General features: G+C 57.6%; 27 protein-coding genes, 1 tRNA gene and 1 pseudogene. 9 read left to right on the top strand and 20 right to left on the bottom strand.

Annotated elements, in window-relative coordinates:
* Positions 1–2: 2 nt before the first annotated feature.
* The 12 genes from rlmN to trmJ all read right to left on the bottom strand — a co-directional run bounded on the left by rlmN (position 3) and on the right by trmJ (position 9,021).
* The gene (gene rlmN / locus BLV61_RS21285) at positions 3–1,151 is read right to left on the bottom strand and encodes a dual-specificity RNA methyltransferase RlmN (RefSeq protein ID WP_047538092.1); all 1,149 of its coding nucleotides are present in this window, start codon (positions 1,149–1,151) and stop codon (positions 3–5) included.
* 28 nt (positions 1,152–1,179) lie between these two features.
* Positions 1,180–1,605 (bottom strand): nucleoside-diphosphate kinase, encoded by a 426-nt coding sequence (gene ndk / locus BLV61_RS21280; protein WP_047538089.1) that lies wholly within the window; start codon positions 1,603–1,605, stop codon positions 1,180–1,182.
* A gap of 92 nt (positions 1,606–1,697) precedes the next feature.
* The gene (gene iscX / locus BLV61_RS21275) at positions 1,698–1,898 is read right to left on the bottom strand and encodes a Fe-S cluster assembly protein IscX (RefSeq protein ID WP_047538086.1); all 201 of its coding nucleotides are present in this window, start codon (positions 1,896–1,898) and stop codon (positions 1,698–1,700) included.
* A gap of 14 nt (positions 1,899–1,912) precedes the next feature.
* On the bottom strand, positions 1,913–2,254 hold the full coding sequence (gene fdx, locus BLV61_RS21270; protein ID WP_047538082.1) for an ISC system 2Fe-2S type ferredoxin: 342 nt from the start codon (positions 2,252–2,254) through the stop codon (positions 1,913–1,915).
* Positions 2,255–2,256: 2 nt separating this feature from the next.
* Positions 2,257–4,119, bottom strand: a complete 1,863-nt coding sequence (gene hscA, locus BLV61_RS21265) for a Fe-S protein assembly chaperone HscA (RefSeq protein WP_090467294.1) — start codon at positions 4,117–4,119, stop codon at positions 2,257–2,259.
* A 51-nt stretch (positions 4,120–4,170) separates the two neighbouring features.
* Positions 4,171–4,692 (bottom strand): co-chaperone HscB, encoded by a 522-nt coding sequence (gene hscB / locus BLV61_RS21260; RefSeq protein WP_090467293.1) that lies wholly within the window; start codon positions 4,690–4,692, stop codon positions 4,171–4,173.
* Positions 4,693–4,700: 8 nt separating this feature from the next.
* Positions 4,701–5,024, bottom strand: a complete 324-nt coding sequence (gene iscA / locus BLV61_RS21255; protein ID WP_003227904.1) for an iron-sulfur cluster assembly protein IscA — start codon at positions 5,022–5,024, stop codon at positions 4,701–4,703.
* A 34-nt stretch (positions 5,025–5,058) separates the two neighbouring features.
* Positions 5,059–5,445 carry a Fe-S cluster assembly scaffold IscU gene (gene iscU / locus BLV61_RS21250; protein WP_028620148.1) on the bottom strand — a complete coding sequence of 129 codons (387 nt, stop codon included), beginning with the start codon at positions 5,443–5,445 and terminating at the stop codon, positions 5,059–5,061.
* Positions 5,446–5,530: 85 nt separating this feature from the next.
* On the bottom strand, positions 5,531–6,745 hold the full coding sequence (locus BLV61_RS21245) for an IscS subfamily cysteine desulfurase (protein WP_047538066.1): 1,215 nt from the start codon (positions 6,743–6,745) through the stop codon (positions 5,531–5,533).
* A 50-nt stretch (positions 6,746–6,795) separates the two neighbouring features.
* Complete coding sequence (iscR, locus tag BLV61_RS21240; protein WP_003227911.1) at positions 6,796–7,287, bottom strand: Fe-S cluster assembly transcriptional regulator IscR; 492 nt, start codon at positions 7,285–7,287, stop codon at positions 6,796–6,798.
* Between the two features lie 184 nt (positions 7,288–7,471).
* Complete coding sequence (cysE, locus tag BLV61_RS21235; protein WP_090469942.1) at positions 7,472–8,248, bottom strand: serine O-acetyltransferase; 777 nt, start codon at positions 8,246–8,248, stop codon at positions 7,472–7,474.
* Positions 8,249–8,250: 2 nt separating this feature from the next.
* Positions 8,251–9,021, bottom strand: coding sequence for a tRNA (cytosine(32)/uridine(32)-2'-O)-methyltransferase TrmJ (trmJ, locus tag BLV61_RS21230; RefSeq protein WP_047538063.1), 771 nt, complete (start codon positions 9,019–9,021; stop codon positions 8,251–8,253).
* 146 nt (positions 9,022–9,167) lie between these two features.
* On the opposite strand from trmJ, the gene suhB reads away from it, so the two are divergent.
* Complete coding sequence (gene suhB / locus BLV61_RS21225) at positions 9,168–9,986, top strand: type III secretion system regulator SuhB (protein ID WP_047538060.1); 819 nt, start codon at positions 9,168–9,170, stop codon at positions 9,984–9,986.
* A 258-nt stretch (positions 9,987–10,244) separates the two neighbouring features.
* Here the strand turns inward: suhB and BLV61_RS21220 are convergent, their stop codons facing one another.
* The 6 genes from BLV61_RS21220 to queA all read right to left on the bottom strand — a co-directional run bounded on the left by BLV61_RS21220 (position 10,245) and on the right by queA (position 16,349).
* Positions 10,245–10,796 carry a glycine zipper 2TM domain-containing protein gene (locus BLV61_RS21220; protein WP_047538056.1) on the bottom strand — a complete coding sequence of 184 codons (552 nt, stop codon included), beginning with the start codon at positions 10,794–10,796 and terminating at the stop codon, positions 10,245–10,247.
* Positions 10,797–10,916: 120 nt separating this feature from the next.
* The gene (gene secF, locus BLV61_RS21215; RefSeq protein WP_047538052.1) at positions 10,917–11,831 is read right to left on the bottom strand and encodes a protein translocase subunit SecF; all 915 of its coding nucleotides are present in this window, start codon (positions 11,829–11,831) and stop codon (positions 10,917–10,919) included.
* Between the two features lie 9 nt (positions 11,832–11,840).
* Positions 11,841–13,709 carry a protein translocase subunit SecD gene (gene secD, locus BLV61_RS21210; protein WP_090467291.1) on the bottom strand — a complete coding sequence of 623 codons (1,869 nt, stop codon included), beginning with the start codon at positions 13,707–13,709 and terminating at the stop codon, positions 11,841–11,843.
* A gap of 63 nt (positions 13,710–13,772) precedes the next feature.
* The gene (yajC, locus tag BLV61_RS21205) at positions 13,773–14,111 is read right to left on the bottom strand and encodes a preprotein translocase subunit YajC (protein ID WP_007916913.1); all 339 of its coding nucleotides are present in this window, start codon (positions 14,109–14,111) and stop codon (positions 13,773–13,775) included.
* 43 nt (positions 14,112–14,154) lie between these two features.
* Complete coding sequence (tgt, locus tag BLV61_RS21200; protein ID WP_161793961.1) at positions 14,155–15,270, bottom strand: tRNA guanosine(34) transglycosylase Tgt; 1,116 nt, start codon at positions 15,268–15,270, stop codon at positions 14,155–14,157.
* A gap of 14 nt (positions 15,271–15,284) precedes the next feature.
* The gene (gene queA, locus BLV61_RS21195; protein WP_047538040.1) at positions 15,285–16,349 is read right to left on the bottom strand and encodes a tRNA preQ1(34) S-adenosylmethionine ribosyltransferase-isomerase QueA; all 1,065 of its coding nucleotides are present in this window, start codon (positions 16,347–16,349) and stop codon (positions 15,285–15,287) included.
* Between the two features lie 108 nt (positions 16,350–16,457).
* On the opposite strand from queA, the gene BLV61_RS21190 reads away from it, so the two are divergent.
* From BLV61_RS21190 to BLV61_RS31650, 3 genes and pseudogenes are all read left to right on the top strand, one after another.
* Positions 16,458–16,542, top strand: a tRNA-Leu gene (locus BLV61_RS21190).
* Positions 16,543–16,701: 159 nt separating this feature from the next.
* Positions 16,702–17,031, top strand: coding sequence for a hypothetical protein (locus BLV61_RS21185; protein WP_090467289.1), 330 nt, complete (start codon positions 16,702–16,704; stop codon positions 17,029–17,031).
* Between the two features lie 196 nt (positions 17,032–17,227).
* A pseudogene (locus BLV61_RS31650) lies at positions 17,228–17,326 on the top strand (LysE family translocator); the annotation flags it as partial.
* Positions 17,327–17,492: 166 nt separating this feature from the next.
* On the opposite strand, the gene BLV61_RS21180 reads toward BLV61_RS31650, so the two are convergent.
* Positions 17,493–17,957 carry a hypothetical protein gene (locus BLV61_RS21180; RefSeq protein WP_090467288.1) on the bottom strand — a complete coding sequence of 155 codons (465 nt, stop codon included), beginning with the start codon at positions 17,955–17,957 and terminating at the stop codon, positions 17,493–17,495.
* Positions 17,958–18,517: 560 nt separating this feature from the next.
* On the opposite strand from BLV61_RS21180, the gene BLV61_RS21175 reads away from it, so the two are divergent.
* From BLV61_RS21175 to BLV61_RS21155, 5 genes are all read left to right on the top strand, one after another.
* Positions 18,518–18,829: a DUF3077 domain-containing protein gene (locus BLV61_RS21175; protein WP_090467286.1), complete on the top strand. Its 312-nt coding sequence runs from the start codon at positions 18,518–18,520 to the stop codon at positions 18,827–18,829.
* Between the two features lie 345 nt (positions 18,830–19,174).
* The gene (locus tag BLV61_RS21170) at positions 19,175–20,437 is read left to right on the top strand and encodes an S-type pyocin domain-containing protein (RefSeq protein WP_081997999.1); all 1,263 of its coding nucleotides are present in this window, start codon (positions 19,175–19,177) and stop codon (positions 20,435–20,437) included.
* On the top strand, positions 20,434–20,688 hold the full coding sequence (locus BLV61_RS21165) for a bacteriocin immunity protein (RefSeq protein WP_047538029.1): 255 nt from the start codon (positions 20,434–20,436) through the stop codon (positions 20,686–20,688). The genes BLV61_RS21170 and BLV61_RS21165 overlap by 4 nt, the downstream gene beginning before the upstream one ends.
* A gap of 223 nt (positions 20,689–20,911) precedes the next feature.
* Positions 20,912–21,412: a DUF3916 domain-containing protein gene (locus BLV61_RS21160; protein ID WP_090467285.1), complete on the top strand. Its 501-nt coding sequence runs from the start codon at positions 20,912–20,914 to the stop codon at positions 21,410–21,412.
* Between the two features lie 156 nt (positions 21,413–21,568).
* Positions 21,569–22,177: a LysE family translocator gene (locus BLV61_RS21155; RefSeq protein WP_090467283.1), complete on the top strand. Its 609-nt coding sequence runs from the start codon at positions 21,569–21,571 to the stop codon at positions 22,175–22,177.
* 132 nt (positions 22,178–22,309) lie between these two features.
* Here BLV61_RS21155 and BLV61_RS21150 read toward each other — a convergent pair whose 3' ends face one another.
* Positions 22,310–22,678, bottom strand: a complete 369-nt coding sequence (locus tag BLV61_RS21150) for a PH domain-containing protein (protein WP_090467281.1) — start codon at positions 22,676–22,678, stop codon at positions 22,310–22,312.
* Between the last annotated feature and the right edge of the window lie 3 nt (positions 22,679–22,681).

Below are 22,681 nucleotides of genomic sequence, written 5' to 3'. Positions count from 1 at the left end.
TCTTAGTTGTTGTTCGCGGCGTTCTGCGCCATATCGTTGTCGGCGCTCAACTCGCGCACGGCGATATAACGTTCGCTGCGACGGGTGCGATCCAGCACCTGCCCTACCAATTGACCACAGGCCGCGTCGATGTCTTCACCACGGGTAGTGCGGACAGTGACGTTGAAACCGGCGTGATGTAGCTGATCCTGGAACCGGCGAATGGCGTTGTTGCTCGGCCGCTCGTACCCGGAATGCGGGAACGGGTTGAACGGAATCAGGTTGATCTTGCACGGAATGTTCTTCAGCAACTCGATCATCTCGACCGCATGCTCGACCTTGTCGTTAACGTCCTTGAGCAAGGTGTACTCGATGGTCAGCACGCGCTTTTCGCCCAAGGACGACATGTAGCGCTGGCACGACTCGAGCAGCATCTTAAGCGGATACTTCTTGTTGATCGGCACCAATTGGTTACGCAATGCGTCATTCGGTGCGTGCAGGGACAACGCCAGGGAGACGTCGATGTGCTTGGACAGCTCATCGATCATCGGCACCACGCCCGAGGTGGACAGGGTCACTCGGCGCTTGGAAATGCCATAGCCCAGGTCATCCATCATCAGATGCATGGCGGCAATGACGTTGTCGAAGTTCAGCAGCGGCTCACCCATGCCCATCATCACCACGTTGGTGATGGCACGGTCGACGGTCGCCGGGACGCTGCCAAAGGATTTGTTGGCAATCCACACCTGGCCGATCACTTCGGCGGCGGTGAGGTTGCTGTTGAAGCCTTGCTTGCCGGTGGAGCAGAAACTGCAATCCAGGGCACAGCCTGCCTGGGACGAAACGCACAAAGTGCCGCGCTTGCCCTGGGGAATGTACACGGTCTCGACGCAGCTGCCGGACGCCACGCGCACGACCCACTTACGGGTACCGTCGCTGGAGATGTCCTCGCTGACCACTTCCGGACCGCGAACCTCGGCAACAGCCTTGAGCTTCTCGCGCAGGGCCTTGCTGACATTCGTCATGGCGTCGAAATCATCGACGCCAAAGTGGTGAATCCATTTCATTACCTGACCGGCACGGAAACGCTTCTCCCCGATTGAATCGAAGAATTTTTCCATTTCCTGTTGAGTCAGACCCAGCAGGTTGGTTTTAACAGTCGATGTAGTCATGGATTCACCTTCACTCTTAAGCCAATGCTTAGCGAGTGGTTACTTCAGTAGCTGCGAAGAAGTATGCGATTTCGCGAGCAGCAGCGGCTTCGGAGTCCGAACCGTGTACTGCGTTGGCGTCGATGGATTCAGCGAAGTCAGCACGGATGGTGCCGGCAGCAGCTTCTTTAGGGTTGGTAGCGCCCATCAGCTCACGGTTGCGAGCGATAGCGTTTTCACCTTCCAGAACCTGAACAACAACCGGACCGGAGGTCATGAAAGCAACCAGGTCACCGAAGAAACCGCGCTCGCTGTGCTCAGCGTAGAAGCCTTCAGCTTCGGCTTTCGACAGTTGCTTCATTTTCGAAGCTACAACGCGCAGGCCAGCTTCTTCGAAACGGGAAACGATCTTGCCGATCACGTTTTTAGCAACGGCGTCAGGCTTGATGATGGAGAAAGTACGTTGAACAGCCATGGTGTAACTCCAGAAACGGTAATTTGCGAAAAATTAAACCCGCGAATTATACGCGGGTTCTTGGGTATTGCCTAACTGCGTACGGCGCAGACTCAATCTGCTTCTTCGATCCAGGCGGCCTGAATGGCTTCAAGCACCTTCTCGCCACCGCGTGTCGGATCATCACTGAACTCCGGCAATGCCAGCACCCATTTGTGCAGATCGACGAAGTTCACGTAACGCGGGTCCACTTCCGGCCTGGATTCGGCCAGCTGGATCGCGATTTCCAGCACATCAACCCATTTCAGACTCATTTCATTTCCTTGAATCAGTGCGGCGCTTCGGCCGCATGGTTGAGCGAGTATTTTGGAATTTCGATGGTCAGGTCTTCAGTCCCGACTCGCGCCTGACAGGCCAGGCGCGATTGAGCTTCCAGCCCCCAAGCCTTGTCAAGGTAGTCTTCTTCCAGCTCATCAGCCTCTTCCAGCGAGTCGAAGCCTTCACGGATCAGGCAATGACAAGTGGTACAGGCGCAGACGCCACCACAGGCGCTTTCCATCTCGATATGGTGCTCATGAGCCAGTTCGAGGATGGACGTGCCAGTCTCAGCCTCCACAACCATACCGTCCGGGCAAAACTTTTCGTGTGGCAGAAAAATGACCTGCGGCATCGTTATTCCTCAATCTCATTCAGGTTGCGCCCCGCCAACGCGGCTTTCACCGTCAAGTCCAGGCGGCGGGCAGCAAAGGCATCGGTCACTTGCGACAGACGCTTGGTCTGCTGCTCGATGGCGTAACCATCGGTCCCTTTCATCAGTTCGGTCAGTTCCTGCACCTGCGCATCGATAACCAGGCGCTCTTCAGCATCGAGCAAGCGGTCGCCGTCGGCCTCCAAGGCAGCCTGCACCGCCTCGATCAGGCGCTGGGCATCGACCTGCTGCTCACGCAGTACGCGGGCGACTTTGTCATCATTGGCGTGCTGGAACGAGTCCTTGAGCATCTTGGCGATTTCGCCATCGGTCAGACCGTAGGACGGCTTGACCTGGATGCTGGCCTCGACGCCCGAACCCAGTTCGCGCGCAGAAACACTCAGCAAACCATCGGCATCAACCTGGAACGTCACGCGAATTTTCGCCGCACCGGCCACCATCGCCGGAATACCGCGCAGTTCGAAACGCGCCAGGGAACGGCAGTCACTGATCAGCTCGCGCTCACCCTGCAGCACATGGATCGCCATGGCTGACTGGCCATCCTTGTAAGTCGTGAAGTCCTGGGCGCGGGCGACAGGGATGGTGGTATTCCGAGGAATCACCTTCTCCATCAAGCCGCCCATGGTCTCCAGCCCCAGGGACAACGGAATCACGTCCAGCAGCAGCAATTCGCCACCATCGCGCTTGTTGCCGGCCAACGTATCCGCCTGGATCGCAGCCCCGATGGCCACCACTTGATCCGGATCGATTTCAGTCAATGGCTGACGACCGAAGGCCTCGGCGACCGCTTCTCGAACACGAGGCACACGAGTCGAACCACCGACCATGACCACCGCGTGCACTTCTTCCAGCTCGACGCCGGAATCGCGAACGGCGCGACGGCAGGCCTTCAGGCTGCGGGCGACCATTGGTTCGATCAGCGCATTGAACGCTTCCCGGGTCAGCTCGGATTTCCAGTCGCCATAGGCAACCTCAACGGACGACGCATGAGTCAGCGCCTCTTTTGCGGCGCAAGCCGTTTGCAGCAAGTTACGTTGCGCGCCCGGATCAAGGTCGGCAGACAAGCCGGCATTCTCGATGATCCAGCCAGCGATCGCATGATCGAAGTCATCGCCGCCCAGAGCGCTATCGCCCCCAGTCGCCAGAACTTCGAATACACCGCCGGTCAGGCGCAGAATCGAAATATCGAAGGTGCCGCCGCCCAGGTCATAAATAGCGACCAGGCCTTCAGCATGCTGATCCAGACCGTAAGCGACCGCCGCAGCCGTCGGCTCATTGAGCAAGCGCAGCACGTTCAGACCGGCCAGTTTGGCCGCATCCTTGGTGGCTTGGCGCTGAGCGTCATCGAAATAGGCCGGAACGGTGATCACCGCGCCCACCAGCTCGCCACCCAGGGTCGCCTCGGCACGCTGGCGCAGGACCTTGAGGATATCGGCGGAGACTTCAACCGGACTTTTAGGGCCCTGGATTGTGTCGATGAACGGCATGTGCGATTCGCCACCGACGAAGCGGTACGGCAGCTGGTCGCCCAATTGCTTGACGTCGGACAGACCACGACCCATCAAGCGCTTGACCGACAGCACAGTGTTCAAAGGATCGGTAGCGGCAGCCAGTTTGGCGGATTCGCCAACTTCGACGCGATCGGCGTGATAGCGCACGGCGGAAGGCAGGATAACCCGCCCCTCTGCGTCAGCCAAAGGCTCGGAAAGACCACTGCGCAACGCAGCGACCAGCGAATTGGTAGTGCCCAAGTCGATCCCCACAGCCAGACGACGCTGGTGCGGTTGAGGACTTTGGCCGGGTTCGGCGATCTGCAGTAGGGCCATCGTAATCAGGACTTATCTGTATATCAGGCGTGCGACCGGAGCGGCACTGGGTTAATCGTCGAGGCGCTCTTCTAACTGGCGCACTTCGTAGGTGAGCTTGTCGAGGAACTGCATGCGCCGCATCAGGCGTTCGGCCTGTTCGCGTTGCGCAGCATCGTTCCAGCAAGCTGCGAAGCTTTGGTTCAGCTCATCCTGGGCAGCTTTCAGGCGGCGCTTGAAGGCGGCAACGCCATTCAGGTCTGCACTGTCCTGCAAGTCTTCGAGCTCTTCACGCAGCTCCATTTGCTGCAGAAGAAACTCCGGATCATGCACCGTGACCTCCAGCGGCAGCTCGCCACCATTCAAGGCGAGCAAGTATCGCGCGCGCTTGGGTGGACTCTTGAGCGTCTGGTAGGCCTCGTTGAGGCTCGCGGATTGCTCTAGCGCCAGCCGCTGCTCGCGCTCGGTAGCGTCAGCAAAGCGGTCCGGATGAACGCCGCGCGCCAACTCACGGTAGCGCGTAGCCAGCTGGTCGAGATCCAGATTGAAACTCGGTTGCAGCTCAAATAATGCGAAATGACAAGGAGTACCCACAAGCCGCCTCAGATGTTGAAGCTTTCGCCGCAGCCACATTCACCGCGCACGTTGGGATTGTTGAACTTGAAGCCTTCGTTCAACCCTTCCTTGACGAAATCGAGCTCGGTGCCGTCCAGGTAGGCCAGGCTTTTCGGGTCGATGATCACTTTCTCGCCGTGACTTTCGAACACCTGATCCTCCGCAACCACCTCGTCGACAAACTCCAGCACGTAGGCAAGGCCGGAACAGCCTGTAGTGCGAACACCCAGACGAATCCCCTCACCTTTGCCGCGCCCGTCGAGGGAGCGTCGCACGTGTCGAGCAGCCGCTTCTGTCATGCTGATAGCCATCGGTGACTCCTTACTCGTCGCCAAATCTTGAAAGTCAGATCAAGCCTTTCTTCTGCTTGTAGTCGCGAACGGCCGCCTTGATGGCGTCTTCAGCGAGCACGGAGCAGTGAATTTTCACTGGCGGCAGGGCCAGTTCTTCAGCCAGCTGAGTGTTCTTGATGGTTTCCGCTTCGTCCAGGGTCTTGCCCTTCATCCACTCGGTGGCGAGGGAGCTGGAAGCGATTGCCGAACCGCAACCGTAGGTCTTGAACTTGGCATCTTCGATGATGCCGGCTTCGTTGACCTTGATCTGCAGGCGCATCACGTCGCCGCAGGCCGGCGCGCCGACCATGCCGGTGCCGACATCAGGATCTTCCGCGTCCATCTTGCCGACGTTGCGCGGGTTTTCGTAGTGGTCGATGACCTTTTCGCTGTAAGCCATGATTCTTAATCCTCACTCATCAGGGAGTCGCTCTTGAAGCCCTGCAACCCGAAGGTTCGCAGGGCCAGTTTGCGGCGACTTGTAATCAGTGTGCCGCCCACTCGATTTTCGAAATGTCGACACCGTCTTTGTACATATCCCACAGCGGCGACAGTGCGCGCAGCTTGGTAACGGCCTCGCAGACTTTCTGCGCGGCGTAGTCGATTTCTTCTTCGGTGGTGAAACGGCCGAAGGTGAAACGGATCGAGCTGTGCGCCAGTTCGTCGTTGCGGCCCAGGGCGCGCAGTACGTACGAAGGCTCAAGCGATGCCGAGGTGCAAGCCGAACCGGACGAAACCGCCAGATCCTTGAGCGCCATGATCAGCGACTCGCCTTCAACATAGTTGAAGCTCAGGTTCAGGTTGTGCGGAACGCGGGCGGTCAGGCTGCCGTTGACGTACAGCTCTTCCAGGTGCTCGACCTGCTTGAAGAAACGGTCGCTCAGGGCCTTGATGCGCACGTTCTCGGCGGCCATGTCTTCCTTGGCCACACGGAATGCTTCACCCATGCCGACGATCTGGTGGGTCGCCAGGGTACCCGAACGCATGCCCCGCTCGTGACCGCCGCCGTGCATGGCCGCTTCGATGCGAACACGCGGCTTGCGGCTCACATACAGGGCGCCGATGCCTTTAGGGCCGTAGGTTTTGTGGGCGGAGAACGACATCAGGTCGACTTTCAGCTTCTGCAGGTCGATATCGACCTTGCCGGTGGACTGAGCAGCGTCGACGTGGAACAGGATGCCCTTGGAACGGGTCAGCTCGCCGATGGCGGCGATGTCGTTGATGGTGCCGATTTCGTTGTTCACGTGCATGACCGAAACCAGGATGGTGTCGTCGCGCAGCTCGGCTTCGATCATCTCTGGCGTGATCAGGCCATCGGTGCGAGGCTCGATGTAGGTGACTTCGAAGCCTTCACGCTCCAGTTGGCGCATGGTGTCGAGGACAGCCTTGTGCTCAATCTTGGTGGTGATCAGGTGCTTGCCTTTGGTGGCGTAGAAATGCGCCGCGCCCTTGATTGCCAGGTTGTCGGATTCGGTGGCACCGGAAGTCCAGACGATTTCGCGCGGGTCGGCGTTGACCAGGTCGGCCACCTGACGACGAGCGTTTTCGACGGCCTCTTCAGCTTTCCAGCCAAACACGTGGGAACGGGACGCCGGGTTACCGAAGTTCCCGTCGACCAGCAGGCATTCACTCATTTTTTGCGCGACACGCGGATCAACCGGGGTAGTCGCAGAGTAATCAAGGTAAATCGGCAATTTCATGGACTATCTCCTAAATCAGGCTGGCTGGCGCGCCGTTGGCTCTCTGGCTGTCATTCGACGGCGGACGCTTCAATCTTGTCCAGGCGTGGCGCCTTGCTGTTGCAACGGCGTTGATCCTGGCGCTGGGCTACTTCTTGTACCTCACGGCGAGTCACAAGGTCAGCCAAGCTGATACCGCTCAGAAATTCGTGAATCTGCAAGCTCAGGTCGCACCACAGGTGGTGAGTCAGGCAGGTATCGCCCGAATGGCAATCACCCTGCCCCTGGCATTTGGTGGCGTCGACCGATTCGTTTACCGCATCGATCACCTGGGCGACCTGAATGCCCTGCATGTCGCGCGACAGCTGGTAGCCGCCGCCAGGACCACGGACGCTGGACACCAGATTGCTGCGGCGCAATTTGGCAAAAAGCTGTTCGAGGTAGGACAGGGAGATGCCTTGGCGCTCGGAGATATCGGCCAGGGACACGGGCCCGTGCTGCGCGTGCAACGCCAGGTCAAGCATGGCGGTCACGGCGTATCGGCCTTTTGTAGTCAGTCGCATGGACAATTACCACGGAGTTCGGAATGGGGCGAGTATGCAATTCCTGAGTATTTAAGTCAACTATAAGACCTAGTACTTTAGTCAGGTTTACCCGCAAAAGAGCGCGCGCATCATAGCAGGGTCTGCGACCCAATGGCACACCGCTTAGCGCTGTGCCATTGCCTATTTGCGACCCGCCGCGGAATCAGCTGGCCTGACTCTGGTTCTTGTCCTTCACGCAGGCGAAATCTTCTTCGCGCAGCTCGGGCAAGTCCTTGGCACAGTAATTACTGCCCAGATCCTTCAGCGCCCCGCACATCCCCTCCAGACGCCCATCCACCGCCTGCAGGTGATCGAGCAACTGGTTGATGGCACGCGCCACCGGGTCCGGCATGTCCTCGCTGACACCGTAGGCATCGAAACCGATCTTCTCGGCTATCGCCTTGCGCCTGGCGTCCTGCTCTTCGTCGGACTTGACGATGATCCGCCCCGGAATCCCGACCACGGTCGCACCCGCCGGAACAGCCTTGGTGACCACGGCGTTGGAACCGACCTTGGCCCCCGCACCCACGGTGAACGGGCCCAGCACCTTGGCACCGGCGCCCACCACCACCCCATCCTCGAGAGTCGGGTGCCGCTTGCCCTTGTTCCAGCTGGTGCCGCCGAGGGTCACACCTTGATAGATCGTGACGTCATCGCCGATTTCAGCCGTTTCACCGATGACGATGCCCATGCCATGGTCGATAAAGAAGCGACGACCCACCTTGGCGCCCGGATGAATCTCGATCCCGGTCAACCAGCGCCCGAAGTTCGACACCAGCCGCGCCAGCCATTTCAGGTCCGCGCGCCACAACACCGACGACAGGCGATGGATCCAGATAGCGTGCATGCCCGGGTAGCAGGTCAGGACTTCAAAAGCGTTACGCGCTGCCGGATCACGATGGAAAACACTCTGGATATCTTCACGCAAACGCTCGAACATCATTAATCCTTCCGTTTCAGAAGCTCGCCACGGGCCGCTTTTTGGGTTTCCGTGAGGATGCCACGCAAAATATTCATTTCCGCCCGGCTGACCGAGCTGCGTCCGTATAACCGGCGCAGGCGCGCCATCAAGTGCCGTGGCTTTTCCGGATCGAGGAACTCAATGGCCACCAGGGTTTGCTCCAGGTGCTCATAGAATCGCTCCAGCTCATCCATGGTCGCCAGCTCAGCGCTTTTGACCGATGCCACCTCTTCCTTCTCGACCTTGGTCGGCTGACCTTGAGCGGCCAGCCAGGCCATGCGCACTTCATAACTCAACACCTGCACCGCCGCCCCAAGGTTCAGCGAGCTGAACTCAGGGTCTGAGGGGATGTGCACGTGATAATGACATCGCTGCAGCTCTTCATTGGTCAGGCCGGAATCTTCACGACCGAACACCAGGGCGATCTCGGCGCCTTGCGCAGCCTCCTCAACCACTTTCGAACCGCATTCGCGAGGATCGAGCAGCGGCCATGGAATACGACGATCACGAGCACTGGTGCCCAGCACCAGATTGCAGCCGACCAAGGCATCTTCCAAAGTGGCGACGACTTGCGCTTTTTCAAGGATGTCACCGGCACCGGAGGCACGGGCGTCGGCCTCGTGATGGGGGAACAGCCGTGGTTCAACCAGCACCAGCCGCGACAGACCCATGTTCTTCATGGCACGCGCAGCCCCGCCGATATTGCCCGGATGGCTGGTATTGACCAGCACGACACGAATGTTTTGCAGCAAGGGAGGCGCTCTCGAACACTGAATTAAGGAGCGGAATCTTACAGCTCATCCTACCGTTAAGCCACGAAAGCGAACGTTGACCTTCACCTGTAGAAACTTTCTGATAGAATGCCCGGCTTTCTTTAACAACCTTAGGTGACACATCCATGCAGCCCATGCTGAATATCGCGCTGCGCGCCGCCCGCAGCGCCAGTGAATTGATCTTCCGCTCCATCGAGCGCCTGGATACCATCAAGGTCGACGAAAAAGACGCCAAGGATTACGTATCCGAGGTAGATCGCGCCGCCGAACAGAAAATCATCGATGCACTGCGCAAGGCCTACCCGAATCACTCGATCAGGGGTGAAGAAACCGGCCTGCACGCCGGCACCGGCATCGAAGGCGAAGAGTACCTGTGGATTATCGATCCGCTGGACGGCACCACCAACTTCCTGCGCGGCATTCCTCACTTCGCTGTCAGCATCGCCTGCAAATACCGTGGTCGCCTGGAACACGCCGTTGTTCTGGACCCGGTTCGCCAGGAAGAATTTACCGCCAGCCGTGGTCGCGGCGCTCAACTGAACGGTCGTCGCCTGCGCGTCAGTGGGCGCACCAGTCTGGAAGGCGCCCTGCTGGGTACCGGCTTCCCGTTCCGTGACGATCAAATGGACAACCTCGACAACTACCTGGGCATGTTCCGCGCCCTGGTGGGCCAGACCGCCGGCATCCGCCGCGCTGGTTCGGCGAGCCTGGACCTGGCCTACGTGGCGGCCGGCCGTTTCGACGCGTTCTGGGAGTCGGGCCTGTCCGAGTGGGACATGGCGGCAGGCGCCCTGCTGATTCAGGAAGCAGGCGGCCTGGTGAGCGACTTCACCGGCGGTCACGACTTCCTTGAAAAAGGCCACATCGTTGCCGGCAACACCAAATGCTTCAAGGCAGTCCTGACGGCCATCCAGCCGCACCTGCCGGCCTCGCTGAAGCGCTAAGCTTCCCGCGACAAAAAAGCACCCTTCGGGGTGCTTTTTTTATGCCTGGAATTTGCCCTCAAAAACACCATCCCCCCCTGTAGGAGCGAGCCTGCTCGCGAAGAGCTCAAAGACGCCGCGTTAATCCTGAATACCCGCGTAATCGTTGACGATCATCGCGAGCAGGCTCGCTCCTACAGGGGATTGAGATGGTGCGTGAATCGCGGGCACAAAAAAAGCACCCCGAAGGGTGCTTGTTTACGAATCTGACGCTTGAGCTTATTGGCCCTGCTGATTCTGCGACAAGATCAACTTGCCTTCTTTATCCACAGGAATCTGGTTACCCGGATCGCGATCCATCCGCACCTTGCCTTCCTTGCCATCCAGCGAATACCGCACGTCGTAGCCCACGACCTTGTCACTGATGTCATTCACCGTATTACAACGGGTCTGGGTCGTGGTGTAGGTGTCGCGCTCCTGCATGCCTTCCTGAACCTTGTTACCGGCGTAACCACCACCGACCGCACCTGCGACCGTGGCGATCTTCTTGCCGGTGCCGCCGCCAATCTGGTTACCCAGCAGACCACCTGCCAAGGCACCGACCACCGTACCGGCGATCTGATGTTGATCTTTCACCGGCGCTTGCCGGGTGACCGTGACGTCCTTGCACACTTCACGTGGAGTCTTGATTTGTGTCTTGACCGGCTCAACGGCTAAAACCTGAGCAAACTCAGGGCCGCTTTTTTTAACCAGGCTGTAGGTGGCCACAGCACCCCCGGCAGTCACACCGACAGCACCCAGTACCGCACCAACCAGCATCGACTTGTTCACATGAACCTCCTGACCATCGCCCGCGGAACGTGTCCGCGCTTCTCCCAGCCTTGGAGCATAAAAAAAGGCGCGAGTTCAACTCGCGCCTTTCAGGGCTTGCAACCGGGAAAACGATGGCCGTTATGGACGGTCGTCGACTTCCTTCTCGGTGGCCGCCGGAGGAATCAGGTCCTCGGAGTTCAGGTTCAGCCAGATCAGCACCACGTTCGCGATGTAGATCGATGAGTAGGTACCCGCCAGAACACCGATGAACAGGGCGATGGAGAAGCCGAACAGGTTATCGCCACCGAAGAACAGCAGTGCCGCGATCGCCAGCAAGGTGGAGATCGACGTCGCCATGGTCCGCAGCAGGGTTTGCGTGGTCGAGATGTTGATGTTCTCGATCAGGCTGGCCTTGCGCAGTACCCGGAAGTTCTCACGAACCCGGTCGAATACCACGATGGTGTCGTTGAGCGAGTAACCGATGATCGCCAGTACCGCCGCCAGCACCGTCAGGTCGAAGGTGATCTGGAAGAACGACAGGATACCGATGGTCACGATCACGTCGTGGATCAAGGACACGATCGCACCGACCGCAAACTTCCACTGAAAGCGGAACGCCAGGTAGATCAGGATGCCGCCCAGCGCCATCAGCATGCCGAGGCCGCCCTGGTCGCGCAGCTCTTCACCCACCTGCGGGCCGACGAACTCGACGCGCTTGACCGTTGCCGGGTTATCGCCGCCAACCTTCTGCAGCGCTTCAGCGACCTGATGACCCAGTTGCGGGTCTTCACCTGGCATACGCACCAGCAAATCAGTCGTCGCACCGAAGCTCTGCACGATGGCCTCGTGGTACCCGGAGGTCACCAGTTGCTCACGCACCTTGGTGACGTCGGCCGGACGCTCGTAGGTCAGCTCGATGAGCGTACCGCCGGTGAAGTCCAGGCCCCAGTTCATGCCCTTGTGGAATACGCTGAAAATGGCCAGCGCACTGAGGAACAATGTGACGCCGAACGCAAAGTTGCGAACGCCCATGAAGTTGATTGTACGTAACATGGCAGCCCCTTAAATCCACAACTTCTTGAAGTCACGACCGCCGAAGATCAGGTTGACCATCGCGCGGGTCACCATGATGGCCGTGAACATCGAGGTAAAGATCCCGAGGGACATGGTCACTGCGAAGCCCTTGACCGGGCCGGTGCCCATGGCGAAGAGAATCCCGCCGACCAACAGTGTGGTCAGGTTGGCGTCGAGAATCGCGGTGAATGCCCGGCCGAAGCCTTCGTTGATTGCCCGTTGTACGGTCATGCCCGCGGCGATCTCTTCACGGATCCGCGAGAAGATCAGCACGTTGGCGTCGACCGCCATACCCATGGTCAAGACGATACCGGCGATACCCGGCAGGGTCAGCGTTGCACCCAGCAGCGACATCAGGGCCAGCAGCAGCACCATGTTCACCGCCAGTGCGACGGTGGCGATGATGCCGAAGAAGCGGTAGATGGCGATGATGAACAGCGAGACGAACAGCATGCCCCACAGCGATGCATCGATACCCTTGGTAATGTTGTCCGCACCCAGGCTCGGGCCAATTGTGCGCTCTTCAGCGAAGTACATCGGAGCGGCCAGACCACCGGCACGCAGCAGCAGCGCCAGTTCGGAAGACTCGCCCTGGCCGTTCAGGCCGGTGATGCGGAACTGGGCACCCAACGGCGACTGAATGGTCGCCAGGCTGATGATCTTCTTCTCTTCTTTAAACGTTTGTACCGGTACGTCTTTCTCGACGCCGTTGACCATTTGCTTGACGTAAGTGGTCACCGGGCGCTGCTCGATGAAGATCACCGCCATGCTGCGACCCACGTTGCTGCGGGTCGCACGACTCATCAGCTCGCCACCGTGACCATCCAGACGGATGTTCACTTCTGGCGTGCCATGCTCGCCGAAGCCAGCCTTGGCGTCGGTCACCTGGTCACCGGTGATGATCAGGCCACGCTCGATCTGTGCCGGCGGACGCTTGCCTTCACGGAACTCGAAGGTTTCGGAAGTGGCTTTCGAAGCGCCAGGCTCTGCGGCCAGACGGAATTCAAGGTTGGCCGTCTTGCCAAGGATACGCTTGGCTTCGGCGGTGTCCTGCACGCCCGGCAGCTCAACCACGATGCGGTTGGCGCCCTGACGCTGGACGATCGGTTCAGCAACACCCAGCTCGTTGACGCGGTTACGGACCGTGGTCAAGTTCTGCTTGATGGAGTATTCGCGGATTTCCGCCAGCTTGGCCGGGGTCATCGCCAGACGCAGCACCGGTTGGCCATTGAGGTCGGCCGGAACAATGTCGAAATCGTTGAAGTTCTTGCGCACCAGCGCACGGGCCTGTTCGCGGCTCGCTTCATCAGAGAAGCCCAGCTGAATGGCACCGCCCAGTTGCGGCAGGCTGCGATAGCGCAGTTTCTCTTTGCGCAACAGGCTCTTGACGTCGCCTTCGTAGACTTTCAGGCGTGCATCGAGGGCTTTGTCCATGTCCACTTCCAGCAGGAAGTGCACACCACCGGACAAGTCCAGACCCAGCTTCATCGGGTGCGCGCCGAGGTTGCGCAGCCATTGCGGGGTGGTTTGCGCCAGGTTCAGTGCAACGACGTAGTCATCACCCAATGCCTTACGCACGACGTCCTTGGCAGGCAACTGGTCTTCCGCCTTGACCAGGCGAATCAGACCGCCCTTGCCATTGGCGGCCAGTGTCGCGGCCTTGACGTTGATCCCGGACTCTTTGAGCGCTGTGCTCACACGGTCCAGATCAGCCTGATTGACCTGCAGGGCAGTGCTCGCGCCGCTGATTTGAATCGCCGGGTCATCAGGATACAGATTGGGAGCGGAATAAATCAGACCGACCGCCAGCACCGCCAGGATCAGAATGTATTTCCACAGAGGGTATTTGTTCAGCATCACGCCGCCCGCTTATGACGCGGGGCGCCTTGCGCGCCCCGTCGATTGAGTAGAAGTTGGAACTTAGATCGCTTTCAGCGTGCCTTTTGGCAGCGTGGCGGCGATGGCGCCTTTCTGGAATTTCATTTCGACGGTGTCGGAAACTTCCAGAACGACGAAATCGTCGGCCACTTTAGTGATCTTGCCGGCTATGCCGCCGGTGGTCACAACTTCGTCGCCTTTTTGCAGGCTGCTCAGCAGGTTCTTCTGCTCTTTGGCGCGCTTGGCCTGTGGACGCCAGATCATCAGGTAGAAGATGACCAGGAAGCCGACCAGGAAAATCCACTCAAAGCCGCCACCCATTGGGCCGGCAGCGGCCGGTGCAGCAGCGTCAGCCATGGCATTAGAGATAAAAAAGCTCATTTAGCACTCCAGTTGCAAATGTTGAATCTTGGGGTCAGAAAACTCAGTCCAAAGGCGGAACAGGTAACCCGCGTTTGGCGTAGAAGGCATCGACAAAGGCGGCCAATGTACCCTGTTGAATAGCCTCGCGCAAACCAGCCATAAGCACTTGATAATGACGCAAGTTATGGATGGTATTGAGCATGCTCCCCAGCATTTCGCCGCACTTGTCCAGGTGATGCAGATAAGCGCGGGAGAAGTTCTGGCAGGTATAGCAATCGCAGGTCGGATCGAGCGGCGAATCATCATGGCGATGGAACGCGTTTCGGATCTTCAGCACGCCAGTATCAATGAACAGATGCCCGTTGCGGGCATTACGGGTTGGCATCACGCAATCGAACATGTCCACACCGCGGCGCACACCCTCAACCAAGTCTTCCGGTTTGCCAACGCCCATAAGGTAACGAGGTTTGTCAGCCGGCATCATGCCCGGTAGATAATCCAGCACCTTGATCATTTCATGCTTCGGCTCACCCACCGACAGACCGCCAATGGCCAGGCCGTCGAAGCCGATCTTGTCCAGGCCTTCCAGGGAGCGCATGCGCAGGTCCTGGTGCATGCCGCCCTGAACGATGCCGAACAGCGCCGCCGTGTTGTCGCCATGGGCTTCTTTCGAACGCTTGGCCCAACGCAGGGACAACTCCATGGAAATGCGGGCAACGTCTTCGTCGGCCGGGTACGGCGTGCATTCGTCGAAAATCATCACGATGTCCGAGCCCAGGTCACGCTGGACCTGCATCGACTCTTCCGGGCCCATGAACACCTTGGCGCCGTCGACCGGAGAAGCGAAGGTCACGCCCTCCTCCTTGATCTTGCGCATGGCGCCCAGGCTGAACACCTGGAAACCGCCGGAGTCGGTCAGAATCGGACCTTTCCACTGCATGAAATCGTGCAGGTCGCCGTGCTTCTTGATCACTTCCGTGCCCGGGCGCAGCCACAGGTGGAAGGTGTTGCCCAGAATGATTTCAGCGCCGATCGCCTCGATATCCCGTGGCAGCATGCCCTTGACCGTGCCGTACGTGCCCACCGGCATGAAGGCCGGGGTCTCGACGGTACCGCGCGGGAAGGTCAGACGACCGCGACGAGCCTTGCCATCGGTGGCCAGCAACTCGAAAGACATACGACAGGTGCGACTCATACAGTTTCCTCTGGGCCCGATTCTTTAGGGGCAGTCGGCGCAGGATTACGCGTGATGAACATCGCATCACCGTAGCTGAAAAAGCGGTACCCGTTATCGACGGCTGCCTTGTAGGCCGCCATGGTTTCGGGATAACCGGCGAACGCCGAAACCAGCATCAACAGCGTGGATTCGGGCAAATGGAAGTTGGTGACCAGGGCATCGACCACATGAAACGGCCGGCCCGGGTAGATAAAGATATCGGTGTCGCCGCTGAACGGCTTGAGCACGCCATCACGCGCGGCGCTTTCCAGGGACCGCACACTGGTGGTCCCCACGGCCACCACGCGCCCACCGCGAGCCCGGCAAGCGGCGACCGCATCCACCACGTCCTGGCCGACCTCCAGCCATTCGCTGTGCATGTGGTGATCTTCGATCTTGTCGACACGCACCGGCTGGAAGGTGCCGGCGCCAACGTGCAAGGTCACGAACGCGGTCTCGACGCCCTTGGCGGCAATCGCCTCCATCAGCGGCTGATCGAAATGCAGCCCCGCCGTCGGCGCCGCCACCGCGCCCAGGCGCTGGGCATACACCGTCTGATAACGCTCGCGGTCCGAGCCTTCATCCGGGCGGTCTATATAAGGAGGCAGCGGCATGTGCCCGACGCGGTCGAGCAGCGGCAACACCTCTTCGGCAAACCCCAGCTCGAACAACGCATCGTGCCGCGCCAGCATCTCGGCCTCGCCGCCACCGTCGATGAGGATCTTCGACCCCGGCTTGGGCGACTTGCTGGAGCGCACATGGGCCAGCACGCGATGACTGTCCAGCACTCGCTCCACCAGGATTTCCAGCTTGCCGCCGGAAGCCTTCTGGCCAAACAGCCGCGCCGGAATCACCCGGGTATTGTTGAACACCATCAAGTCGCCGGGGCGCAAATGCTCCAGCAAATCAGTGAATTGACGGTGTGCCAGGGCGCCGCTGACCCCATCCAGGGTCAACAGGCGACTATTGCGACGCTCGGCCAAAGGATGGCGGGCAATCAGCGAATCAGGGAGCTCGAAGGTAAAGTCAGCAACGCGCATGATGGGGTGTCGTCTAGCAGGGCCGGGAAGTCTAGCGGAAATATCAAAAATTCTCCATGTACCTGATTGACCGACGGTTATCACCTCTCTATACTTCGCCGCCATTGAGCCCTGATGGCGGAATTGGTAGACGCGGCGGATTCAAAATCCGTTTTCGAAAGGAGTGGGAGTTCGAGTCTCCCTCGGGGCACCAAAATTAAGAAAGGTCTTGCTTAGCAAGGCCTTTTTTTTCGCCTATAGAAAAGTAACCGCCACGCCGCCAAAACCTGTGGGAGCTGGCTTGCCAGCGAAGCTTTTGATCTGCCCTCCCACACCACCCGCACCGCCGGAACATTTCACAAGGATTCCCCCCATGGAATTACACCTGGAAACCGTCGCCCTCTTCTCCCTCAAACTGGCATACGAATCGGAAGATTCAAGCCCGATTTTGCGGGATGACCTGGTGATGGGGGATTACCAGCGGGATGTGTTTGAGTTGCTGGTGCGGCGGGGGGATGTTGAGGCGATCCAGGTGAAGGTGGATGAGTGTGTGGGGTTGGCGCTGGAGGCGGTTGGGGGTGTGGATAAGCCGTTGGGGCGGGAGTTGCGGCGGTTGGCGGGGGACGTTGCCGGAGTTCGGACGATGGAGATGATTGGTGCGCCGATTGTTGCGCTTAAGGATTATTTGAAAGACATTCAATGAATGACGGTGTGACCTAAAAAAGCGGGAGCGCCCGTAGCAGGGCTGAAATTGGTTGCCGTGTTCATCCGATAATCTGTCCCCTTTTCGCCCTGCCTCTATGTCATTTGCACCAGGTTGTTGTTCACAGGTTTGTTGCGCGAGTACATCGTTTGGACTATGCAGTATCTTCGGAATGCCCTATTCAATGGAGTGATTCATGGCTAATTACGGGCTATTTATACTTCTGGCAACCTTGACCGTGCTTAGCCCCGGCCCAGGGGTGGTGTTGACGATTTTAAACTCCCTGCGGCATGGCTAGACTGGCTCGCTGCCCGGTATCTTTGGAGCTCCACTCCCCCTTACTAATCTCTCCTACTCTTCGCCCTCCAACATGCAATCAAATCATTCCCCTGAATCACGTCCTGAGCTTTATATATGAATGACGGAGGAAAGACAGGGCGCCCCGACAACCATATAAAATATTAGCTCACACATCCCGCGAGTCGCGCTAAAACGAGCATGACACTCCACATATATGGCAAGGCATACACTACCGTGCACACAATCAAAAACTTATGAAGATTTCGCTGCAAATTTGGACGTCGATTCTTGTCGTCATCACTGTTGACTTTATCCACACTATTGATTGCTGCAATTAGTTCTGGAGGGCCCAAAGCCAGCAATTTCCTGGCTCGCGCTTGATGATGCTTAATCCAGAACCTAGACTTATCTACAAAAAGCATGGCCATGTAATTAATTAACACTAACAAGACCACCAGAACTAGCATCTGAAATGTATTTGAAACTACTTTATCCGCGGCAACCCATGCCAAAGCCCCAGTAGTAACTGCTATTACAAGACCGCTAAAAGCCAACCGTTGATTCTCGTGCTGCGCGATGCGCTCATACTGCAACAAATAAATATCTTTCCATTCATCATTCACCATTTTTCACCAACTCCTTTTATCGACTTCAATAAGAAACACATACCTTCACCCCTCCTCCCGGAATAGGGCTTACAACTCATTAAAAATCGTCTCGCAAATCATTGCTGTCCTTTCCCCATTCAACATCTAAAGAAGATATGCGAAAAAATAAGGAAATAGACCACATTTCACTTCTGAGCAAGGGCCGAAGGTTGCAGCAAAGAGATCTGCACGATACCCTCCCTACCGTCGCTGCCAATTCAGCGACCGGGTGTGAGAGCCCGAAATAATCAAGGCGCAAAGCGCCCCAAAACCTGTCGTGGCGTTTTTTTTCGTCTGCGATATGGCTTTATGGCGGCTGTGCGTGGGAGACCTTCGGGTCTACCGGTTGCCTTGATTGCCGGTTTCTCACCCCGCGCACAGCTGTCACCCAAGCCCGTGAGAAGGCCGTGGCAGCTCCTCAAATCAAGGACGTTGACCATGACCAATACAAATCCGTTTGAAATTTGGCTTTCCCCCCTACTCAACCCCCAGTCACATAACCCCCTCCCCCACCACCTCTCCCTCATCGGAGGTGGCCAATGACTGAACAATCTGAACTCAAAACCATCGGCCTGACACCCGCCATCTACTGCGCGGATCAAGCGCTGTTCCACGTCACTCGCGGCGTTCCTCTTGGCGATGCATTGTCCATGGCCTCGGATTTTTTGTTCCTGGCCAAAACCCTCACTGAAGATGCTGCATACGCCACAGATACCGACCGTCACGCCTGGGCGGCGCATTATCTGACTTCGATGAGCAAGGCGTTGGTGGATGATGCGGTGAAGGTGCTGACGCGGGATCGGGCTTGTGCGGCGGTATCCAAGCGGGCGGGGGCCAAGGCTGACGCTTAGTGGTTGAGACCTGCGGGGGTGGGCGGTTTGTGAGGGTGGTGGCTGATTCAGCATTTCAGTTGGCTGGGCTGGCGCTATTGCGAGCAGGCTCGCTCCCACAGGGGTTCGTTTGATGGCTGGTACTCAGGCTTGGCCTTGAGGCTTTTCGGGTTTTTTTGTATTCGGCTCAGGGAATGGCTTTCGATTAATGGCGCAATGGATCAATGCCTCTGCACGCAGGGTTTAATGCCTGTGGATAGGTGTGCTTCAGCGAGTCTGAAACTTCATGTTACCGAGCCAAATTGACCGGAAAGCGTGCGGATCGACAATCTCCCGTCTCGACACGATGTCGCACGGAGATTTGTCATGGACAAGGACACGCCAGAGAAAACCCCTTTCGATGACATTTGGCGTCGAAAACGCCCGAACGGTGGCGCCTCGTGGGCCGCCTGGAATCCGCCTCCCGAGCCAGAGCGGGTCTATATCGCCAAGGATGAATGGCCGCTCCCCAAGGAGCGGACCGATCTGGTTTTTGCCAAATCCTGCGTCTCTGAAAATTGGTGCAGCACTCAAGTCGGCACCTCCACTGTCCCCGCCTCAGACTTCGGAAAAGTCATGCTGGCTGGGGCCATGCTTGTCCCCTCGGCTGCTGAGGCGGCCAGCCTCGCTCTAGGCTTTGACGCTGTGCTGGGGCGGATTGCCGGTGGCGGCATCCTGCAACAGGGCTTCACCTGGGCCATACGCGGGGTTACAGGTCCTGCTGGAGTGTTCGTACTGGGCATGCTCCCGAGCAAGATGGCCGACGGCACGCTCTACACCGACAGGCAACTGCGCAGCATGACCCGCGCTCCCACCCGCGTGCGGTTTCAGTTCCGCCGTGATGCCGAGGGCGTGTTGCAGGTTTACGGCATCCATACCGGCCCAACAGGGGACGACTCGGTACGTACGGTGCAGGCCAAGTGGAATGCCACCAGGACCGCAATAGAAGCCGAGCTGAACGGCGCCACCATCCTGTGGACGCCTAGAGAACGATCAGGCATTCCGGCGATGGTCCACCCTGACGCCAGCAACAGCCAAGGCACCCTGCTCGTACACCCGATCTCGCAAGGAACAGACTCTCAGATCGAGGGCTATCCGTCAGGGGACGACATAGAAACCGATGACTGCATTCTGGTCTTTCCAGCAGACTCTGGACTGAGTTCGTTGTATTTGGTGTTTTCGCGGCCCGCCCGACTCAATTCCGGCACCGTTACAGGACAAGGCGAGGACGTTACGGGTATCTGGCTTGCTGGGGCGGGCACAGCGCTAGGCTCGCCAATTCCGACGCAGATTGCCGATAAGCTCCGAGGCCGTGAGTTCTCAAACTTCGATAAATTCAGGGAGGCGTTTTGGGTGGCAGTAGCGAATACCCCCGAGCTCTCGGAGCAGTTCATACCGGGGAACGTCGAACGGATGCGCAATGGCTTATCGCCAAAGGTTCGCAAACTGGATAGAGCAGGAGAGCGGACATCTTTTGAATTGCACCATGTTATCCATGTCGCCAGTGGGGGCGCTCTTTATGATGTGGACAACTTGCGTGTGAACACGCCTAAAAACCACATTGAAAACCACCGGGTAAAGCAGCCATGAAAAGAACCATTTCTGACTTCACAGAAGTCGAGTTCATTACGTTCATAAATACTGTGCTCGCAGCCAACACAAGCCCAGATGAAATTCTTGATCCGTTGCTATTTGAATTCGAGCGCCTTAGTGAACACCCTGCCGGGTCTGATCTCATTTATTGGCCGGAAGATATGAGCAAAACCCCGACAGCCGAAAGTATCACCGAAACTGTAAAAAAGTGGCGCGAAGCTAACGGGTTGCCTGGTTTCAAGCAGTAGCTTCTGGGATGCCACGTGCTCTGGTGCGGTTGAAATGTACGATCCCCAGCGGAAACATCCTGTGGGGGTTAAATCCAGAGACGCGGAAAAGAGGGCGGATATTTTTTCGTTAGGCCGATGCTTGGCAGGTTTTTTGGTTGGAATACAAAACTGACCTGCACACTTTTCCATAGCACCAACAGACAACAACGAAAGACTCTTTCGGCATCACAAGGACGTATCAATGCGGCAAATCGCCCTCAGCAACAAGCCACTCAGAGGCGTTCACCGCCGCCTTCGCGCGCTGGAACACTGGGCCTGCAGTTTTCGCGACCAGTTTCACCCGCGATCCGTGCACATGGAGCGCTACACACATTGGAAGATTCCTGTGCACGAGGCCCTCGTCCAAGGCCCTCAAGCCAGGATCGAAGTTCAGGCCTTCTGCATTCAGCAACTGCTCGAAGCTGCTAGCCATCTCTCCAACGCCGCTGACCGCTCAAAGGGTTATTACCGGGTCGCGTGCCTGCTGGTGTGGCCATGGGTTCATCAGAGTGAGATCACCCTCTTCTATGACCGGGACTACTATCTGGGTTTTCTCGGTGAAACCAACTCGCTCAAGCCAGAGCGGATCAGTCATGCTCTTGCGTTGCGCACGCCAGCGCATTTCATCGAGCACGGGCATGACGTAACTCAATCTGAAGATGAGGTCGCAATACAGTGGTGGTGTATCGGCGAACCGGCCTGACGGCTTAGGCGAGCAGGAATCGTATGAAAAAAGGGACAGATTCATTCTCGGAATCGATCCAACAATAAATCTGTCCTCTTTTTGCAGATTTGTTGCGCGAGTACATCCTTTGGGCTAAGCAGTGTCTTCGGAATGCCCTATTTAATGGAGTGGTTCATGGCTAATTACGGACTGTTTATCATTCTGGCAACCTTGACCGTGCTTAGCCCCGGCCCTGGGGTGGTGTTGACGATTTCCAACTCCCTGCGTCATGGCTGGACTGGCTCGCTGCCCGGTATCTTTGGTATCGCGTTGGGTGCTTTTGTCGTCGCGGGTATTTCCGCCAGTAGCGTCGGGGTGATCCTGGCCACCTCGGCCACTGCGTTCACCCTTCTCAAGTACGTGGGTGCAGCGTACTTGTTGTATCTGGGGATCAAGATGTGGCGTGCCAAGAGTTTCATCCCCGAACTCAAAGTCACGTCCTCGCGTCCGTGGCGTCGTTTTTCCGAGGCGTTGTCGATTCAGTTGCTGAATCCCAAGGCCGGTTTCTTCTTTCTCGCAGTATTCCCTCAGTTCATCCAATCGGAGGGTAACTACTACAGCCAGTTCTTCTTGCTGGTGTCGTCCTATAGCTTGCTCGTCCTACTGGTTCATACCGGATATGCCCTCATGGCCAACAGTGCAAGAAGCTGGCTCACCACGAACAGTGGCGCCCGGATTGTCGGCAAACTGTCGGGCACTACCTTTTTTTGCTTTGGCGTGCTGATGGCCTCGGCCAGCAAATAAACTGACTTGGATGATTTCGAAAAAGGGGCACAGATTAATTTTCAAGGTGATTCCCTTTTTGATTAGCCCCGAGTTCTCGGGGCTTTTTATCGGGCGGGATTTGGCTGGGCGGGGATTCGGCAGACCGTCAGGTCAAAGCAGATGCTGAGAAATCAGTTTCGAAATTTCCACCATCAAAGTCCTGCCGGTAAATTCGAATTTCACTTTTCCCAGCGACGAGAAATAAATCTCCAGTTCGGAGTCCAGGTCGAACGTGCCCGAGGTTTCAACCGAGTACGCCACGATGTTTTTGTACGGTAACGAGGTGAAGTCTTTTTTGCTGCCGGTGATGCCTTGGACGTTGACCGAGATGATGCGTTTGTTGGTAAACACCACGCCGTCGCGCATGGATTTGTAGGCATCGATAACGTGTTCGCCGTCGATCAACAGGGCTGAAACGCGTTCGGCGTATTCGTCGTTTTGCTTGAGTTTGAAGAATCCCTTGTTGTTGAAGTCAATCATCTG

This window comes from Pseudomonas mohnii, from assembly GCF_900105115.1.
Lineage (GTDB): Bacteria > Pseudomonadota > Gammaproteobacteria > Pseudomonadales > Pseudomonadaceae > Aquipseudomonas > Aquipseudomonas mohnii.
This window is presented reverse-complemented; position numbering and strand designations above follow the sequence as displayed.

Bases quoted from the DNA above. Each gene is read 5' to 3' on its own strand.
- suhB (WP_047538060.1), top strand. From the start codon at position 9,168: ATGCAGCCCATGCTGAATATCGCGCTGCGCGCCGCCCGCAGCGCCAGT.
- BLV61_RS21170 (WP_081997999.1), top strand. From the start codon at position 19,175: ATGGACAAGGACACGCCAGAGAAAACCCCTTTCGATGACATTTGGCGT.
- iscX (WP_047538086.1), bottom strand. From the start codon at position 1,898: ATGAGTCTGAAATGGGTTGATGTGCTGGAAATCGCGATCCAGCTGGCC.
- rlmN (WP_047538092.1), bottom strand. From the start codon at position 1,151: ATGACTACATCGACTGTTAAAACCAACCTGCTGGGTCTGACTCAACAG.
- iscA (WP_003227904.1), bottom strand. From the start codon at position 5,024: ATGGCTATCAGCATGACAGAAGCGGCTGCTCGACACGTGCGACGCTCC.
- BLV61_RS21180 (WP_090467288.1), bottom strand. From the start codon at position 17,957: ATGGTGAATGATGAATGGAAAGATATTTATTTGTTGCAGTATGAGCGC.
- BLV61_RS21150 (WP_090467281.1), bottom strand. From the start codon at position 22,678: ATGATTGACTTCAACAACAAGGGATTCTTCAAACTCAAGCAAAACGAC.
- queA (WP_047538040.1), bottom strand. From the start codon at position 16,349: ATGCGCGTTGCTGACTTTACCTTCGAGCTCCCTGATTCGCTGATTGCC.
- ndk (WP_047538089.1), bottom strand. From the start codon at position 1,605: ATGGCTGTTCAACGTACTTTCTCCATCATCAAGCCTGACGCCGTTGCT.
- fdx (WP_047538082.1), bottom strand. From the start codon at position 2,254: ATGCCGCAGGTCATTTTTCTGCCACACGAAAAGTTTTGCCCGGACGGT.
- BLV61_RS21185 (WP_090467289.1), top strand. From the start codon at position 16,702: ATGGAATTACACCTGGAAACCGTCGCCCTCTTCTCCCTCAAACTGGCA.
- BLV61_RS21165 (WP_047538029.1), top strand. From the start codon at position 20,434: ATGAAAAGAACCATTTCTGACTTCACAGAAGTCGAGTTCATTACGTTC.
- iscU (WP_028620148.1), bottom strand. From the start codon at position 5,445: ATGGCTTACAGCGAAAAGGTCATCGACCACTACGAAAACCCGCGCAAC.
- BLV61_RS21160 (WP_090467285.1), top strand. From the start codon at position 20,912: ATGCGGCAAATCGCCCTCAGCAACAAGCCACTCAGAGGCGTTCACCGC.
- BLV61_RS21155 (WP_090467283.1), top strand. From the start codon at position 21,569: ATGGCTAATTACGGACTGTTTATCATTCTGGCAACCTTGACCGTGCTT.
- hscA (WP_090467294.1), bottom strand. From the start codon at position 4,119: ATGGCCCTACTGCAGATCGCCGAACCCGGCCAAAGTCCTCAACCGCAC.
- yajC (WP_007916913.1), bottom strand. From the start codon at position 14,111: ATGAGCTTTTTTATCTCTAATGCCATGGCTGACGCTGCTGCACCGGCC.
- BLV61_RS21245 (WP_047538066.1), bottom strand. From the start codon at position 6,745: ATGAAATTGCCGATTTACCTTGATTACTCTGCGACTACCCCGGTTGAT.
- secD (WP_090467291.1), bottom strand. From the start codon at position 13,709: ATGCTGAACAAATACCCTCTGTGGAAATACATTCTGATCCTGGCGGTG.
- BLV61_RS21175 (WP_090467286.1), top strand. From the start codon at position 18,518: ATGACTGAACAATCTGAACTCAAAACCATCGGCCTGACACCCGCCATC.
- iscR (WP_003227911.1), bottom strand. From the start codon at position 7,287: ATGCGACTGACTACAAAAGGCCGATACGCCGTGACCGCCATGCTTGAC.
- tgt (WP_161793961.1), bottom strand. From the start codon at position 15,270: ATGTCTTTCGAGTTGCTGGCCACCGATGGCAAGGCTCGTCGCGGTCGT.
- secF (WP_047538052.1), bottom strand. From the start codon at position 11,831: ATGTTACGTACAATCAACTTCATGGGCGTTCGCAACTTTGCGTTCGGC.
- cysE (WP_090469942.1), bottom strand. From the start codon at position 8,248: ATGTTCGAGCGTTTGCGTGAAGATATCCAGAGTGTTTTCCATCGTGAT.